Here is a 16586-nt window from a genome sequence, read left to right on the forward strand (position 1 = left end):
TTTGGCCCCGAATTGGCAAGTCCGTGTGAGCCGAACGGCGTCAAAAGCCGATTTTTTGCTGAGCCGTCGAAGAAGCCTGTGCCGACATCAAATCTCCACTGGAGGTCACCCCGGACAAGCGCGGCGCCGTTCCGGGGCCACTGGCGGGGCGGCTTGCTGAAGTGATTGGAAATTCCCCGAACCTCAGCCGGGAAATAAAGACGCTCAGGAAACGAGTAGGCCCCGGGTCTCGCGTTGCTCGCCCGGGGTGACTCCTGGGTTTTGTGCGAGGATCGTGGATCAGGAGCGACGAAGTCCTGATGTGTAGAAAAAGGACGCGAAGTTATCAAAAATTCCCAGTAGAGAGCCCCGGCGTCCCCGCCTCTCACCAGCGCGTCACCCCGGACAAGCGCAGCGCCGATCCGGGGCCCACTCGCGGGGCGGCTTGCTGAAGCAGTCCGAAATTCCCTGAACCTCAGATGCGAAATAAAGAGGCTCTGCAAACGAGTGGGCCCCGGGTCTCGCGTTGCTCGCCCGGGGTGACGCTTGAGTGTGGCGTGAGGTCCGTGGATCAGGACGGCACAAGGTGCTTTTCACGGGCAGAAGGTGTTTGGCGCTCTTGTGACCGCGCGGGTTGCGGTACCACCGGTGCCTTGCCCTTCTGCGCCTTGCCTGCGACATAGACCTCGTCGATGGCCCGGTCGTCGCCCAGCATCTGCAGAACGAAAAGCTCTTCCGTCAGCGTCGAGGCGCGCTCCATGCGCAGGGCCATCGCTTCGGTGGCGCAGCTGTCCAGCACCACGATGTCGGCTTCCGTGCCTTCGTCCAGGGTGCCGATCTTGTCTTCCAGACCGAGCGCGACGGCATTGCCGCGCGTGATCCAGTGGAAGGCGCGGAACGGATGCAGTTTCTGGTCCTGGAGCTGCAGGATCTTGTAGCCCTCGTTCAGTGTCTGCAGCATGGAATAGCTGGTGCCGGCGCCGATGTCGGTGGCAATGGCGTTGACGATGCCCTTCGAGCGCAGGCCTGCATCATCGAAAAGACCGCTGCCGAGGAAGAGGTTCGACGTCGGGCAGAACACCGGCCGGGCGCCGGTTTCGGCCAGCGCATCAATCTCGCGCTGTTCCAGGTGGATCGAGTGGCCGAGCAGCATCTTGTCCGACAGGAGGCCGTAGCGCTGGTAGACATCGAGATAGTCGCGGGCTTCCGGGTAAAGCTCCAGCGTATAGGCGATCTCGTTCCTGTTTTCCGACAGATGGGTCTGGACAAAGCAGTCCGGATGCTCGGCAACCAGCGCGCCGGTCATCTCCATCTGTTCCGGAGTTGAGGTGATCGCGAAGCGCGGCGTGATGGCATAGCTCGCACGCCCTCGTCCGTGCCATCTGGCGATCAGGTCCTTGGTGTCGTCGTAGCCGGACTTCGGCGTATCGCGCAGCCCGTCCGGGGCATTGCGGTCCATCAGCACCTTGCCGCCGATCATGCGCATGTTGCGCTGCTCGGCTTCCTCGAAATAGGCCTTCGCCGACGCCTTGTGGACCGAACAATAGGCAACGGCGGTCGTGGTGCCATGGTCGGTCAGCAGGTCGAAGAACCGGCAGGCCATGGCGGCCGCATGGCCTTCATCCGCAAAGCGGGTCTCTTCCGGGAAGGTGTAGGTGTTCAGCCAGTCGAGAAGTTGCGCCCCCCAGGAGGCGACGATCTGCACCTGCGGAAAATGAATATGGGTGTCGATGAAGCCTGCCATCAGCAGTTTCGGCCGGTGATCGATGATTTCCGCATCACCTGCCTCGCCAACCACATCGCAATAGGTGCCACGCCGCAGGATGAGGCCGTTTTCGATCAGAAGCGCGCCATCCTCAATGTAATCGAAAGCGGCGGTGTCATCCGGGGATTGCGGCTCGGCTGAAAAAGTCAGCAGGCGGCCACGAAGCAAGAGACGGTCGGAAGGCATCGAGAAAAGTCCCGTTTGTCGGAGTTCGGGGCGGAAGATCCGCCCCGAAGTGGTTTTAGGTCTGGTTCATTCGCCCGGGCTGACCTGGGCAGTGGCGATCGGTTCGGCTTCCGGCCCTGCCGCGTCTTCACGGTGGAAGATCGGGTAGATGAACAGGAAGGCTGCGGCGATCAGGTAGCCGAGGCTGACGGTGGTGAGTTCCGGCCAGTGCAGCGTTGCAGAATGGATGATCCCCACCGAGGCCATGGCAAAGGCGGCAAAGGCGAAGCCGCCGGCATTGCGGAACTTGCCGTCGATGACGCTGGCAACGATGGCGCCCCAGATCAGACCCGTCAGGATGGCCCCCTGGCTGAGGGCCAGATGGCCTTCGTAATGCGCACCTTGCTGCAGCAGCGCTGCCGTCAGTTTCGGGTCACCGAGGGCCAGCATGCCGGTTGCACCGGTCGCGCCGAGCGCACCGATCAGCGAGCCCCACTTGATGATGAGGAAGCTGGAGACATGGGGCATCATCGCGATTGTGACGGCGGCCATATGGTCTGTGCGCACCGCATGGGCCGTGTTGGTGATGAGGCTGAGCGCGACGAACACCAGAACGGGGGCGGCGGCAGCAACCGGGATCAGGTTGTTCAGGAAGGCAAGCAGGCCGAAGAAGGCCGCCAGCGGGATGACCACGCCGACGCCGATCACATAACCAGCATGAGCCCCCATGCGCTTGTAGGCCGGATGGCCGATATAGGCGGTGGTGGGGAAGGGCGAACCGAACAGCGCGCCGATCATGGTGCCGACACCGTCGGTGATCTGGCAGGTTGCCACCGGATAGTGGTCGCCTGCCGCTTCCGCGCTCTCCACGTTGTTCATCGTTTCGATGAAATTGTAGATCTGCACCGGCACCAGAACCAGGAACAGCTCCGGATGGTTGAAGAGGTGCTGGATCCCGGCCATCAGATCACCGAGGTAAGGAACCGGCGGATAGAAGCCGACACCTTCGAAGCTGATCGTCGATTGACCGGTGGCCAGCGCCACGCCGGTGCCGACCATCAGCGCCAGCAGGCCGGCCGGAATGTTGAACGGCAGGCGGAACCGTCCGACGAGGCCCCACAGGATGATGATCATCGAGGCAAAGCCGATGAACGGGTTCTCGAACACCGTTGCCAGCGGCACGGTGCCGATGAACACCAGCGCGACTCCGCACAAGGTGCCGAGCATGCCTGCCCGCGGGGTCACCTTCTTCAGCCAGGGGCCGACAAGCGCCCCAAGGGCCGCGACGATGCCGCCCATGAAACCCGCACCTATGCCGACCTGCCAGGCAAGAACCGGGTCGTTGGTCGCCCAGTAGATCGGTCCGATAACGCCGAACAGATAGACGAACATCACCGGCGTCGAAATGCCGTAAGGCAGCGCGGTCACGTCCCGGCCGTGCTGCGCGGCGGCGCGTTTCGCCAGCAGGACATAGGCGGCAACACCGGCCAGGATCGCGATGGCGGCACCCGGCACGATCTTGCCGTAGACAATGTCCGCCGGCATCTGGAATACGAACTGGCAGATGCCCGCCAGGACCATGAGGTTTACAAGGTTATCGGTGAACAGGGCCCAGAAGGCGCTGAAATCCCCCCTCGAAAACAGAGTGTAGTCGTTCCTCCCAACCCGCATATCGGGTCTCCTTTCAGGGTAAGACAGCCGCTCTGATCCATCTCCCATTGGACAGGGCAGCCGTTGTTTCACTGCGCGGCCTCCAGCAGCGCAGCCTCCTCCGTGTCGCCGGCGGTTCTTGCGCCCGTGGTCAGGGCGGTCAGAACTTCTGCAGCGACAAAAGCGGCAATCATTTCGGGACGCTTGTCCCGGCTGGCGGTGGCGCCGATGGGGCAGGTCAGCCGGTCGGTGGAAAGGCCATTGCAATGGCTGTTGCACCAGGAGCGCAGCTTGGCGCGCTTGGTGGCGGACCCGATCATGCCAACGTAGGACGCATGACCGATCTCCAGCGCGGCGGACGTCAGCAGGAAGTCGAGGCCATGATCATGGGTCAGCACGATGAAGGCGCTGCCTGCGGGCGCGTTATAGATCTCGACTTCCGGAATGGCCCGCAGCCGCATGTCGACCCGCGCCTGACATTGCGCCAGCTCTTCCTTGCGCATGTCGACCAGAACGCAGTGAACCGGCGCATGCTGCAGCAGGTTGGCAATCGCCCGGCCGACATGCCCGGCGCCCATCACGTAAACATGCGGAAGGGCATCGTCTGCGGCCTGCAAACGGCTCACAGCTGCGTTCCGTTCGGCTCTGCGCATGCGCGCGAGTGATACTTCCACCCGTCCGCCGCAGCACTGGCCGATTTCCGGGCCAAGCGGCAGGTCGAGCCTTGACGAAAGCGTGCCTTCGGCCAGCATGGAACGGGCCCGGGTAATGACGATATGCTCCAGCTGACCGCCGCCGATGGTGCCGTAGAGGCTCTCCGGGCTAACGAACATCTCCGTGCCGGCTTCCCGGGGCGACGATCCTCGAACCCGTGTCAGCACGACACGGACGATCGGATGGGCTGAGCCGAAAAAGCTTTCGGTCTGGCTGGAGCGCGGTGTCATGACTTACTCCCGGTTTTTAAGCCGTTCGATGGCCATCAGCACCCGTTCCGGGGTTGCCGGGGCATCAAGGCGAGGGCATTCGCGGTAATCGGCGACACTGGCGACGGCCATGGAAAGCGCCTCGAACACCGAAATGCCGAGCATGAAGGGCGGTTCGCCCACCGCCTTGGAGCGCTTGATGGTGCGTTCCTTGTTTTCCGACCATTCGGCAAGCTTCACGGTGAACTGTCGGGGCCGGTCGGATGCGAGCGGGATCTTGTAGGTCGACGGCGCGTGGGTCCTGAGGCGTCCGGCCTGGTCCCACCACAGTTCTTCCGTCGTCAGCCAGCCCATGCCCTGAATGAACGCGCCTTCCACCTGCCCCTTGTCGAGGATCGGGTTCAGCGACTTGCCGACGTCATGCAGGATGTCGGTCCGCTCTACCCGGTATTCGCCGGTCAGCGTGTCGACGGAAACCTCCGAGCAGGAGGCACCATAGGCGAAATAGTAGAACGGGCGGCCCTTACCGGCAGCGCGGTCCCAATGGATCTTCGGCGTCTTGTAGAAGCCTGCGGCCGACAGGTGCACACGGGCCATGTAGGCCTGGCGGACAAGATCGTTGAAGGACACCAGTTCGGACCCGATCTCGACCATGTTGTTATGGAAGCGGATGGTCTCCGGTTCCGAGTTCCAGCGCTCGGCGGCAAAGGCGACCAGCCGTTCCTTCAACTGTTCGGCCGCGTTCAGGGCGGCCATGCCGTTGAGGTCGGAGCCGGACGAGGCGGCGGTTGCCGATGTGTTCGGCACCTTCTCGGTCGTCGTTTTGGTGATCTTGATACGCTCGAAATCCACCTGGAAGGCATCGGCGACAACCTGGGCGACCTTGGTGTTGAGGCCCTGGCCCATTTCGGTGCCGCCATGGTTCAGGTGGATCGATCCGTCATTGTAGATGTGGATCAGGGCGCCGGCCTGATTGTACCAGGTGGCTGTAAAAGAAATGCCGAACTTGACCGGTGTCAGCGCAATGCCCCGTTTGATCATGGAGGAACGGGCATTGTGCTGCAGAACCGCCTCGCGGCGGGCCTGGTAGTCAGAGGAGCTTTCAAGGTCTCCGATCAAGCGCGGCAAGATGTTGTCCTCGACCTCCTGATGATAGGGGGTGAGGATGCGGCCGTCGTTGCGGTCGCCGTAGAAGTTGGTTTTTCGGATTTCCAGGGGGTCCTTGCCGAGCGCATAGGCGATCTCCTCGATCATGCGTTCGGCGGCAACCACACCCTGCGGTCCGCCGAAGCCGCGAAAGGCGGTGTTCGAGACCGTGTTGGTTTTCATCGGCCGGCTGGTGAGCCGGACATTCGCATAGAAATAGGCATTGTCCGCATGAAACAGCGCGCGGTCGGTCACCGGGCCGGAAAGGTCCGAGGAATAGCCGCAACGTGCTGCGAAGGTGCCGTCGACAGCCTCGATCCGGCCCGTGTCGTCGAAAGCGACGTCATAGTCGACCACGAAGTCGTGCCGCTTGCCGGTGGCGGTCATGTCCTGGTCGCGGTCCGGACGGATCTTCACCGGACGGTTCCACTTCTTCGCGGCAATGGCAGCCACCGCGCAGAAGAGGTTCATCTGGCTTTCCTTGCCGCCGAAGCCGCCGCCCATCCGGCGCACATTCACCGTGACCGCATTCGACGGCACGCCGAGCACATGGGCAACCATGTGCTGCGCCTCGCTCGGGTGCTGGGTGGAACAATGGACCACAACGTCGTCGTCCTCGCCCGGAATGGCAAAGGCGATCTGGCCCTCCAGATACATGTGATCCTGGCCGCCGATCGTCATCCGGCCCTTGATGCGGTTCTTCGCGCTGTCGAAGGCGGGGGCGATGTCGCCGCGTTCCAGCTTCAACGGTTCGGTGACATGCGGATAGTCGGCCTCTATCGCGCTGACCGGATCAAGCGCATGCGGCAGGACCTCATAGTCGATCTTCGCCAGTTCCGCGGCCCGGCGGGCGGCGTCGCGGCTTGTCGCGATGACGGCAAACAGCGGCTGGCCGTGAAATTCCGTCCTGTCGACCGGAAACACCGGTTCGTCTTTCTGGCCGGTCGGGCTGATGTCGTTGTGACCTGGAACATCGTCGGCTGTCAGCACGCCGATGACGCCGGGAGCTGCCAGAACCGCATCCAGATCCATGGACCTGATCAGCCCGTGGGCAACCGTGGACGTGCCGAGATAGGCGTGCAGCGTTCCCTGCGGCTCGGCGATGTCGTCGCAATATTCGGCGCGGCCGGTGACGTGCTTTTCCGCGCTGTCGTGGCGGCGGTCGGTGTGGACAGCGCCGCTGATCGACTTCTTGGCGTCCGTGATGATGTCGTGTTTCATGTGGTTCGCCTCAAACTCAAGCAGACAGCAGGTCGGCCGGCGCTTCGCTCCGGTCGTCATGGGTCAGGAAAAAGCGCTGCAGCAGGTTGCGCGCGGCAGTTGCCCGGTATTCGGCCGATGCGCGCCAGTCGGACAGCGGTGTGAAGTCCGCCTGCAGCGCCTGGCCGGCAGCCAGGAATGCGGCCTCGCCCCAGGGCTGGCCCCGCAGCGCGGCTTCCGCCTTGGCAGCCCGCTTCGGCGTGCCGGCCATGCCGCCGAACGCCAGACGGCAATCGGTGATGCGGCCGTCGGAAACGGTCACGTTGAAACCGGCGGCGACCGAGGAAATGTCTTCATCGCGGCGTTTGGAAATCTTGTAGGCAGCGTGGAGCTGGCCGGGCCGGGGCCGCGGGATCAGGATGCTCTCGACGAATTCTGACGGCGCCCGGTCCTGCTTGCCGTATTCAATGAAGAACTGCTCCAGCGGCAGGCTGCGCTGCTTGGCTCCCTTGCGCAGAACGATCTGCGCTCCGAGCGCGATGAGAACCGGCGGCGTGTCGCCGATGGGCGAACCATTGGCGATGTTGCCACCGATGGTGCCCATGTTGCGCACCTGTTGACCGGCGATCCGGTCCCAATAGCTTTTCAGATGCGGGAAGGTCTCGCAGATGGTCTCCTGCGCTTCCGAGTAGGTGACACCGGCGCCGATCTCCAGCGCGGTGTCGCTCAAGGTGACCGACTTCAGTTCCTGAAGGTGGCTGATGAAGACGGCCGGGCCGATGGGGCGCATGAACTTGGTGACCCAGAGACCGACGTCGGTCGAGCCCGCGACAATGGTCGCCTGCGGGAACTCTTCCAGAACGGCTGCGAAGTCGGCGACATCCGCGGGCAGGATCGCCTGGTTGTCCTTAGGACCGGTGACGACACGGCGGCCGTCGGAAAGCGCTGTCAGCCGTTCGGTGATGTTTACCCGTTCCGTTTCCAGAAAATCCTGTGCAGGCGAGCCGTAGCGGTTGGCGGCCATGGCGGCAGCGATGATTGGCTGATAGCCGGTGCAGCGACAGAGATTGCCCTGGATGGCGCTCTCGACTTCGGTTTCGGTCGGCTCCGGATTGCCCATCCACAGCGCATAGAGCGACATGACGAAACCGGGTGTGCAGAAGCCGCACTGGCTGCCGTGGAAATCGACCATTGCCTGCTGGATCGGATGCAAGCCGCCGTTCTGCCCCCGCAAATGTTCGATGGTGACCACGTGGCAACCGTCGAGCGAGGCGAGGAAGCGGATGCAGGCATTGACGGTCTCATATTTCAGACCGCCACCGGCAAGCCGGCCGACCAGCACCGTGCAGGCCCCGCAATCACCTTCCGCGCAGCCTTCCTTCGAGCCTGTTAGCCGGCGCTCCAGACGCAGGTAGTCGAGCAGGGTCTTGTCGGCAGGCACATCCGTGACAGTCACGTCGGCGCCATTCAGCAGAAACCGGATTTCTGTGCGGTAGGTCATCGCGTCCTCGGGCAAAATCTTCTCTCAGCCGAGGACGGTACGCCTCAGGACACTTGCAAAAAATCCGGTGATTCCGGAAATTCTTTCAACAGATCATTGAAAATAGCCGTGCGATACTGCGGCTCATGAAATGAGACGAAAGTCGATTATCGGAACCAGAACCCTGTAATCGCACGAGAATTCAAATCCGAGGGAAGAGGCCATGTCCTATCTGGAATCCCTGCGCGTCTTCACCCGCGTGGTCGAGCTGGGCAGCATTACTTCCGGTGGGCGCGACTTGCGCCTGACACCGGCGGTCGCCAGCAAGCGCATCAAGGAGCTGGAAAAGCATCTCGGCGTGCGTCTCTTCAACCGCACCACAAGATCCCTGACACCGACCGAGGTCGGCAAGGTGTTCTACGATTATGCAGTGAAGGCGCTTGAGTCGATCGAGGATGCGGAGGCTGCCGTCGCAAGCTTTTCCGACACCCCCCGCGGGGTGATCCGGGTTACGGCGCCGCTTGGAGTTGGTCGGCGCATCATTGCACCACTGGTGCCGCGCTTCGTCGAGAAGTTCCCCGCAACGGAAGTGCACATGCGCCTGTCGGATCGCAAGGTCGACATTCTGTCCGACGGTCTGGATGTCGCCTTTTTCATCGGCACCCCGCAGGATTCCAACCTGAAACTCCGCAAGATCTCCGATTGTCCCCGGGTGCTCTGCGCTGCGCCGGAGTATCTGGAAAAGCACGGTACGCCCCGAACCCCGGACGATCTCCTGAGCGACGAGCACAATTGCCTGCTGCTGCGCTACCCGCGATCACCGGAGTATTATTGGGTCCTTCAGACGCCTGCCGGACCGCGTAAGCTTCAGGTCTCCGGCAAGATGGATGCCGACCACGGCGACGTCCTGACCGACTGGGCCCTGTCAGGATATGGCATCGTCAACAAGCCGAGGTTCGATGTTGCCCAGCACCTCGACAGTGGCCGTCTTGTCGAGATCCTCAAGGACACGCCGCCTCCGCCTACCATCTTCGGTTGCCTCTACCCTCACCGCCGCCTGCAGGACCCCAAGATCCGCCATTTCGTGGATTTCGTGATCAGCAACGCGGATGTGGCGGGCTAGGCGTGACCCCGTTCAGCCTTTGCGGCGGGCCTGAAAGATCCGGTCCGACATGTCCTTTGCCGGTGCAACAACCTGGTGCGGGTCCAGTTCCTTCTGCCAGTCGAGACTGACAGGGGCAAGCCTTGCAAGGGCTTCGGCAAAGGGAGCCGGATCTTTTGCGGCGGCTGCGACAAGATCCTTTGCTTCAGCGCGGGAGACGCCATTTCGAGCAAGGACGAAACTGGCGGTTTCGGCCATGATTTCCGGGTTTGCGGCCAGCGTAGCGGCCAGATTGGCCTCATGCGCCTGAAGGCTGGTGGCAAGATCTTCTGCGTGAACCAGCGCAGCGCCCGCAGCCAGCAGCATTTGCGGCAGGAAATGCCATTCCAGAGGCCAGGCTGTTCCGTCGCGTTCCTCCAGCGGGCTGGCTGCGGCGGCAAGTCCGGCCTGTGCAGCAATGGCAATGCTGTTGAGCACCTGGATGGTCTCGGCCTGCACAGGGTTGGCCTTTTGCGGCATGGTCGAGGATCCGCCACCCGTTCCGCTGGCAAGCTCGGCAATGTCCGTACGCCCTGAAAGAGCCAGGTCTCCCGCCATCTTGGCAAGGGCCGATGTGAGCTGTTGCAGCCAGCCGGCAAGCGCCAGAATAGGCGTCCGGTTGACGTGCCATGACGGGCTGTCCTCCAGACCGAGTTCCAATGCAAGAGCTGTCGAAACAGTGGTTCCGTCCGGAGCGATTGCGCTGTTGATGCCCGACGCACCGCCAAACTGGACGCGCAGTACCGCGGACCGGAGTGCGGGCAGGGCATTTTCCGCGTCGATCAGCGGATGCGCCCATTGTGCGATCCGATAGCCGAGGGTGATTGGTGTCGCCACCTGGCTGCGGGTACGTCCCGCCATAAGTTGATCCGCATGGCGCGCGCTCTGCCGTTCCAGCGTGTCGATCAGCTTTTCCAGCCGCGCGCCCAGGATCTCGAGCGCCACTTTCGCCTGCAGAACCATCGCCGTGTCGATGACGTCCTGGCTGGTCGCACCCCAGTGCAGCCAGGCCCCGGCGTCGGCGCTGAGCTGCTTGCGCAGTTCCGCCACAAGCGCTGGAACAGGCACACCGGCGGATCTTGTACCGGCCTCAAGGCGGGCAGGCTCGATATGAACGCCGGCGAGCTTCTCCGAAATCTCCCGCGCGGCCTGTGCCGGGATGATCTCCAGCCGCCCCTGCACGGTCGCCAGGGCCCGCTCGAAGGCGATCATATGTGCGACATCGCTGCCGTCATCGAGTAGCCGGGTCAGCTCGCTGTCTGCAAAGAGGGCGGTGTGGATCTGGCTGGAAAAAAGCGAAAGGGGCATGGCTCTGCTGGGTCTCTGGACGGGCCCTTATTGAGAGCCAAGTGGATAGGCGGGTCAAGCCGCCTTCAGCGGCAGTCCCAGGATCTCGCGCGCCTGCTGCCAGGTGGCGACGGGGCGCTCGTATGTGTCGCAAAGATCCGCCGCCCGCTTCACAAGCGCCGCATTGGAAGGGGCAAGCGTGTCCCGGTCGAGGCGGATGTTGTCCTCAAGGCCGGTGCGGGTATGACCGCCCAAGGAAATGCACCACTCGTTGAGCGTGAATTGATGCTGGCCGATCCCGGCGGCGCACCATTCCGCGTCCGGTGCCAGCCGTTCCACCGTCTTGATGTAATAGTCGAAGACATCCCTGTCGACCGGCATGGCGTTCTTCACGCCCATGACGAACTGCACATAAAGCTTGCCGGGAATGCGCCCGTCCCGGTTCATGGCTGCCGCCTGGTGAATGTGGCTCAGATCGAACGCCTCGATCTCCGGTTTCACATGATGGGTGCGCATCTCGCTGGCAAGCCAGTCGACCAGATCCGGCGGGTTCTCATAGACCCGGGTCGGGAAATTGTTGGAGCCGACGGAAAGCGACGCCATGTCGGGCTTCAGGGCAATCATACCACCGCGTTCCTTCCCGGCACCCGAACGGCCTCCGGTGGAAAACTGGATGATCATGCCCGGGCAATGTTTTTCCAGCCCTTCCTTGAGCCGCGCGAACTTCTCCGGATCCGAGGACGGCGTTTCATCGTCGTTGCGCACATGAGCGTGGACGATGCTCGCACCGGCCTCAAAGGCAGCCTGCGTGCTTTCCACCTGCTCCGAAACGGTGATCGGCACCGCCGGGTTGTTTTCCTTCCTCGGCAGCGAACCGGTGATCGCGACACAGATGATGCAGGGTTTAGACATTTCCGTCTCTCAATATCTCGTTCTGCACTCAAAAGGGGACACCAGTCACCACTTCTTACACCTCATCCTGAGGAAGCGCTTTAGCGCTGTCTCGAAGGATGGGCCACTTTTTCCGAGTTTGCAGCCCATCCTTCGAGACGGACCTTGCGGTCCTCCTCAGGATGAGGGGCGCGTTAGGCGCACATCAAATATCGAAGAACACCGTTTCATCCGGGCCTTGCAGCTTGATCTCGAAACGGTAGACCGTCTTGCCGTCGCGCTCGGTCTTCCGGGCGATCAGGGTCTGGCGGCGTTTTTCCCATTCGATGAGGTTGATCACCGGGTCGGCGGCGTTGGCCTCCGCCTCGTCCTCGAAGTAAAGGCGCGTCTGAAGGCCGACGTTGATTCCGCGTGCGACGATCCAGAGGCTGATATGGGGCGCGGAAACCTTGCCGTCCGGCAGCTTGACCGGGCCGGGCTTCACGGTGTCGAACCCCCATTCGCCGGTGTCGAAATCGGTGATGACACGGCCCCAGCCGCGAAACCCGTCTTCCACCTCACCGGCATGTTCCGGATGGGCGTAGAGACCCTCGCTGTTGGCCTGCCAGGTTTCCAGCATCACGTCCTTGATCGGCGAGCCCATGCCGTCGATGACGACGCCCTCCACACGGATGCGTTCTCCCTTGGCATTGGGGCCGGCAATATCCCAGCCCAGTTCCTGCCGGTAGATGTCGAAACCGGCGGCGCCGGGCGCGAGGCCGATGTGAACGTAAGGTCCGGCCGTCTGGGAAGGCGTTTCCTTCAGATAGTCGAGTTGCTGCGTCATGATCAGTTCCCCTCCGGCCGGTTTTCGAACAGGGTCGAGCGGCGTCCGCGCAGGACGATGTCGAACTTGTAGGCGATCGTGTCGAGCGGAATGGTGGCGTTGAGATCGAGCTTGGCGACCAGTTGCTCAATCGCGGCCGGATCGGGAATGGTGTTCACGATCGGGCATTTTGCGATCAGCGGATCGCCCTCGAAGTAGCATTGGGTGATCAGTCGCTGGCAGAAGGCGGTGCCGAAGATCGACATGTGAATATGCGCCGGCCGCCAGTTGTTCACCCAGTTGCGCCAGGGATAGGCGCCCGGTTTCACCGTGCGGAAATAATAATAGCCGTTCTCGTCGGTCAGCGTGCGGCCGCAACCGCCGAAATTCGGGTCGATGGGCGCAAGATAGGTGTCCTTCTTGTGCCGGTAGCGTCCGCCCGCATTGGCCTGCCAGATCTCCACCAGGGTGTTCGGGATCGGCTTTGCGTTTTCGTCGAGCACCCGGCCATGCAGGATGATCCGCTCGCCAATCGCGCTTTCGCCCGCCTTGGCGTAGTTATAGATCAGATCCTTGTCGAGCGGGTCGATGTCATTGTGGCCGAAGGTCGGTCCGGTGATCTCGCTGACGTTGTTTTCCAGGCTGATCATCGAATACTGCGGTGACCGCGACACGCTGGTCTTGTAATTCGGCGTATGCGCAGGCGGATGCCACTCGCGGTCCCGCTGATAGAAAGGTCCGGGTTTCAACATCGATTTTCCTCCGTTAACCGCCTGTCGCGGTCAGCTTCTCGCCGTTACGTTCCATTTCGGCGTAGGTTTCCTTGGCGATCTTCAGCGCCTGGTTGGCACGCGGCACACCGGCATAGATCGCCACATGCTGAAACGCCTCGAGCACGTCCTGCTTGCTGGCGCCAGTTCGGGCGGTGGCCCGGATGTGCATGGCAATTTCCTCAAAATTGCCGAGCGCCGCCAGCAGCGCGAGCGTCAGCATAGACCGCTCCCGCCGGCTGATCCCCTCCGACGCCCACACCGTGCCCCAGGCCCCTTCGGTGATCAGGGTCTGGAACGGTTCGTCGAATGGTGTCTTGGCGGCTTCCGCCCGGTTGACGTGTTCGTCGCCAAGCACCGACCGCCTGACCTTCATGCCGGTTTCAAAACGATCAGACATGGAGGTCCTCCTTCAGAAAAGTCATGAGATGGCCGGCAAAGACATCCGGCTTTTCGACGCAGGGCAGGTGGCCCGCACCGGAAATTTCGACATAACGGCTGCCCGTCACCAGGTCCGCCGTGGCGCGCACCATGGCGGGCGGGCTGGCAAGATCCTCGCTGCCGCCGATCCCCAGCACAGGCAGGCCAAGCCCCGAGGTGCTGTCCGTCAGATCCGTGCCGGCAATCGCCTGGCAGCAGCCGATGTACCCCTCAACCGGAGTTCGGACCAGCATGTGACGCCAGGCCAGACATTCGGCCGTCTGGCGGAAATCCGCCGAAAACCAGCGGTCCAGAATGGCATCGGCAAGGCTTTCGATACCGCCTGCACGGATCTGCGAGATCCGGTCCTGCCACATGGCGGCTTCGCCCATCTTTGAACCGGTGTTCGACAGCACCAGGCCCTTGATGCGGTCCGGCTGCCTGTGCGCCAGAAGCTGGCCAATCATGCCGCCGATGGAAAGTCCGACGAAGATGCAGGAGCCAATCTGAAGGTGATCGAGCAGGTTTTCCGCATCCATGGCGAGATCGTCCATGGAGAAGGGGCCGCTCGGGCAAGACGACAGGCCGTGGCCGCGTTTGTCGAAACGGATCAGCCGGAAGCCGGTTTCCGGCAACAGGTCGATGACCTTGTCCCAGAGCCGGAAATCCGTGCCGAGCGAGTTGGCGAAGACGACAGGCGTGCCGTCCGGGTCGCCATCTTCGCGCCAGTGAATGTCGGCGGCAGGCAAAAGCGCGATCTTCATCAGTAGGGCAGCCCCACGTAGTTCTGCGCAAACCACTTCTGCGCGGTTTCATTGTGGTGCAGCGACTCGATTTCTGCCCGCTGCATCTTGAGGTCGAAGTCGGACTGGTCCGGAAACCGGTGCAGCATGTTGGTGGTCGCCCAGCTGAAGCGCTCCGCCTTCCAGATCCGTGCCAGGGCCTTTTCCGAATAGGTATCGATGCCGTGGCTGTCCTTGTCCTGATAGTAGTGCACCAGACCCTCATAGAGGTAGTGCACGTCGGAGGCGGCGGTGTTGAGGCCCTTGGCGCCTGTCGGCGGCACGATATGGGCGGCATCGCCGCACAGGAACAGACGTCCCCAGCGCATCGGCTCGCACACGAAGGACCTGAGCGGGGCGATGGACTTCTCGATGGAAGGCCCGGTCACCAGCTTTTCGGCAATTGCCTCCGGCACGCGGCGTTTCAATTCGTCCCAGAACTTTTCGTCGGTCCATTCGAAGATGTCGTCGTTGACATTGCACTGGACATAGTACCGCGACAGGTTCTCGTTGCGCATGGAGCAAAGCGCGAAGCCGCGTGCCGAGTTGGCGTAGATGAGTTCCTCGTGCACCGGCGGCGTCTCGGACAGAACGCCCAGCCAGCCGAAGGGAAACACCTTCTCGTAATCCTTGCGCACGGTGTCGGGAATGGTCTTGCGGCTGACGCCGTGAAAGCCGTCGCAGCCGGCCACGAAATCGCAGTCGATCCGCCGCGCGCTGCCATCCACGGTAAAGGTGACATAAGGCGCTTCGGTATCCGCATCGCGGATCTCGACCCCCTCGACCTCGAAAATCGTCTGACCGCCAACCGCATCCCGGGCATCGTAAAGATCACGCGTGACTTCCGTCTGGCCGTAGACGACGACATTCTGGCCGATCAGCTTCTGGAAATTGATGTCGAACATCTCGTTTTCGTACGAGATGCAGGTGCCGTCATGGACGAAGCATTCCTTGTCCATCCGCTCGGCCACGCCGGCCTCGCGCATCATGTTCACGAGACCCGTTTCCAGAATACCGGCCCTGATGCGGCCAAGTACATATTCGCGCGTCTTGCGCTCCAGAATGATGGTCTCGATGCCCTTCCGATGAAGAAGCTGCCCGAGCAGCAGGCCGGACGGTCCACCGCCGACAATGACAACCTGAGTTCGCATCCGAACCTCCCTTGTTGAAAGGATATTGAATGATCGAAATTGGGAAGTAAAATGAGATATTCAGCTTCTTTCTTTCTAAAAAGAGAAACTAAATGATCGACCGCCGCATCAAGTTCCGGCATATCCAGTGTTTCGTCGAGATCGCCCGGGAACGCAGCCTGAAACTGGCCGCCGACAAGCTGAACCTCACTCAGCCGGCGATCTCCAAAACACTCAAGGAACTGGAGGATATCATCGGCGCCAGCCTGATGACGCGAAACCGGGCCGGCATTGCGCTGACCAAGCAGGGCAAGGTGTTCCTGCATTTCGCGCAGATCTCGCTGGCAAGTCTGCAGCAGGGGCTGGACGGGGTCGAGAAGGAAGGCGAACACGCCCGCGCCACCTTGAAGGTCGGCGTCCTGCCCAGTGTTGCGGCGAGCTTCATGCCGCCGGTGATCAAGGAATTTTCCGAACTGTCGCCCAATGTGATGGTCCAGATCATGGATGGACCGCATGGTTATCTGATCGACCGGCTGAAGATGGGCAAACTGGATCTGGTAATCGGCCGTCTCGGCAGACCGGTTGCCATGGAAGGCGTTTCCTTCACCCAGCTCTATTCCGAACGTGTCGACGTGATCGTCCGGACCGGGCATCCGCTTCTGGAAAATCCCGACATCAAGCGCATCGTCGAATGGCCGGTGCTCTATCCACCGGAAGGCGCGGCGATCCGCCCGCTGGTCGAACGCTTCATGATTGCAAATGGCGTCGGCGACATTCCCAACAAGATCGAGACCGTGTCAGGTGCTTTCGGCCGGGTCTACACCCGCCGGACCGATGCGGTCTGGATCATTTCGTCCGGAGTCGTCCAGAACGAAACCGCCGACGGCCACCTGGTCCGCCTGCCGTTCGACACCGACATGACCAAGGGCCCTGTCGGGCTGATGACCCGCCCGGACACCCAGCCGGGCGCGGAGGAACAGGTTTTCCGGCTGGCGGTACAGACGGTGATCGAGGAGCTTGGGTTGAAATCCTGACGGAAAGCCGCCGCAGTC

Annotated in this window: 14 protein-coding genes; 2 read left to right on the forward strand and 12 right to left on the reverse strand. The window is 62.1% G+C overall.

Annotated elements, in window-relative coordinates; genetic code table 11:
• Positions 1 to 550: 550 nt before the first annotated feature.
• The 5 genes from guaD to xdhA form a co-directional block, all read right to left on the reverse strand.
• Entirely contained in the window at positions 551 to 1930 is a 1380-nt protein-coding gene (guaD, locus tag SIAM614_RS25440) for a guanine deaminase (RefSeq protein ID WP_006939015.1), read from the reverse strand.
• A gap of 66 nt (positions 1931 to 1996) precedes the next feature.
• The gene (locus SIAM614_RS25445) at positions 1997 to 3580 is read right to left on the reverse strand and encodes a xanthine/uracil/vitamin C permease (RefSeq protein WP_040441123.1); all 1584 of its coding nucleotides are present in this window, start codon (positions 3578 to 3580) and stop codon (positions 1997 to 1999) included.
• A gap of 68 nt (positions 3581 to 3648) precedes the next feature.
• Entirely contained in the window at positions 3649 to 4503 is an 855-nt protein-coding gene (gene xdhC, locus SIAM614_RS25450; protein ID WP_006939018.1) for a xanthine dehydrogenase accessory protein XdhC, read from the reverse strand.
• 3 nt (positions 4504 to 4506) lie between these two features.
• The gene (gene xdhB / locus SIAM614_RS25455; RefSeq protein ID WP_050789494.1) at positions 4507 to 6849 is read right to left on the reverse strand and encodes a xanthine dehydrogenase molybdopterin binding subunit; all 2343 of its coding nucleotides are present in this window, start codon (positions 6847 to 6849) and stop codon (positions 4507 to 4509) included.
• 16 nt (positions 6850 to 6865) lie between these two features.
• Positions 6866 to 8329, reverse strand: coding sequence for a xanthine dehydrogenase small subunit (gene xdhA, locus SIAM614_RS25460; RefSeq protein ID WP_006939022.1), 1464 nt, complete (start codon positions 8327 to 8329; stop codon positions 6866 to 6868).
• Between the two features lie 202 nt (positions 8330 to 8531).
• Here xdhA and SIAM614_RS25465 point away from each other — a divergent pair, with 202 nt between their 5' ends.
• A complete protein-coding gene (locus tag SIAM614_RS25465) occupies positions 8532 to 9431 on the forward strand; it encodes a LysR family transcriptional regulator (RefSeq protein ID WP_006939023.1) in 900 nt (299 codons plus the stop codon).
• A gap of 12 nt (positions 9432 to 9443) precedes the next feature.
• On the opposite strand, the gene SIAM614_RS25470 is transcribed toward SIAM614_RS25465, so the two are convergent.
• The 7 genes from SIAM614_RS25470 to pobA form a co-directional block, all read right to left on the reverse strand.
• Positions 9444 to 10757: a lyase family protein gene (locus SIAM614_RS25470; protein WP_006939024.1), complete on the reverse strand. Its 1314-nt coding sequence runs from the start codon at positions 10755 to 10757 to the stop codon at positions 9444 to 9446.
• A 54-nt stretch (positions 10758 to 10811) separates the two neighbouring features.
• Positions 10812 to 11648, reverse strand: coding sequence for a BKACE family enzyme (locus tag SIAM614_RS25475; RefSeq protein WP_006939025.1), 837 nt, complete (start codon positions 11646 to 11648; stop codon positions 10812 to 10814).
• Positions 11649 to 11832: 184 nt separating this feature from the next.
• A complete protein-coding gene (gene pcaG, locus SIAM614_RS25480) occupies positions 11833 to 12453 on the reverse strand; it encodes a protocatechuate 3,4-dioxygenase subunit alpha (protein ID WP_006939026.1) in 621 nt (206 codons plus the stop codon).
• A gap of 2 nt (positions 12454 to 12455) precedes the next feature.
• Positions 12456 to 13184, reverse strand: a complete 729-nt coding sequence (gene pcaH / locus SIAM614_RS25485; RefSeq protein ID WP_006939027.1) for a protocatechuate 3,4-dioxygenase subunit beta — start codon at positions 13182 to 13184, stop codon at positions 12456 to 12458.
• A 13-nt stretch (positions 13185 to 13197) separates the two neighbouring features.
• Positions 13198 to 13602: a 4-carboxymuconolactone decarboxylase gene (gene pcaC, locus SIAM614_RS25490; RefSeq protein ID WP_006939028.1), complete on the reverse strand. Its 405-nt coding sequence runs from the start codon at positions 13600 to 13602 to the stop codon at positions 13198 to 13200.
• Positions 13595 to 14386 carry a 3-oxoadipate enol-lactonase gene (gene pcaD, locus SIAM614_RS25495; RefSeq protein WP_006939029.1) on the reverse strand — a complete coding sequence of 264 codons (792 nt, stop codon included), beginning with the start codon at positions 14384 to 14386 and terminating at the stop codon, positions 13595 to 13597. Before pcaD ends, pcaC begins: the two co-directional genes overlap by 8 nt.
• A complete protein-coding gene (gene pobA / locus SIAM614_RS25500) occupies positions 14386 to 15555 on the reverse strand; it encodes a 4-hydroxybenzoate 3-monooxygenase (protein WP_006939030.1) in 1170 nt (389 codons plus the stop codon). Before pobA ends, pcaD begins: the two co-directional genes overlap by 1 nt.
• A gap of 92 nt (positions 15556 to 15647) precedes the next feature.
• Between pobA and pcaQ the strand changes: the two genes are divergently transcribed.
• Complete coding sequence (pcaQ, locus tag SIAM614_RS25505) at positions 15648 to 16568, forward strand: pca operon transcription factor PcaQ (protein ID WP_006939031.1); 921 nt, start codon at positions 15648 to 15650, stop codon at positions 16566 to 16568.
• The last annotated feature ends 18 nt before the right edge of the window (positions 16569 to 16586 follow it).

Origin of the sequence: Roseibium aggregatum IAM 12614 (genome assembly GCF_000168975.1) — a bacterium.
Lineage (GTDB): Bacteria > Pseudomonadota > Alphaproteobacteria > Rhizobiales > Stappiaceae > Roseibium > Roseibium aggregatum.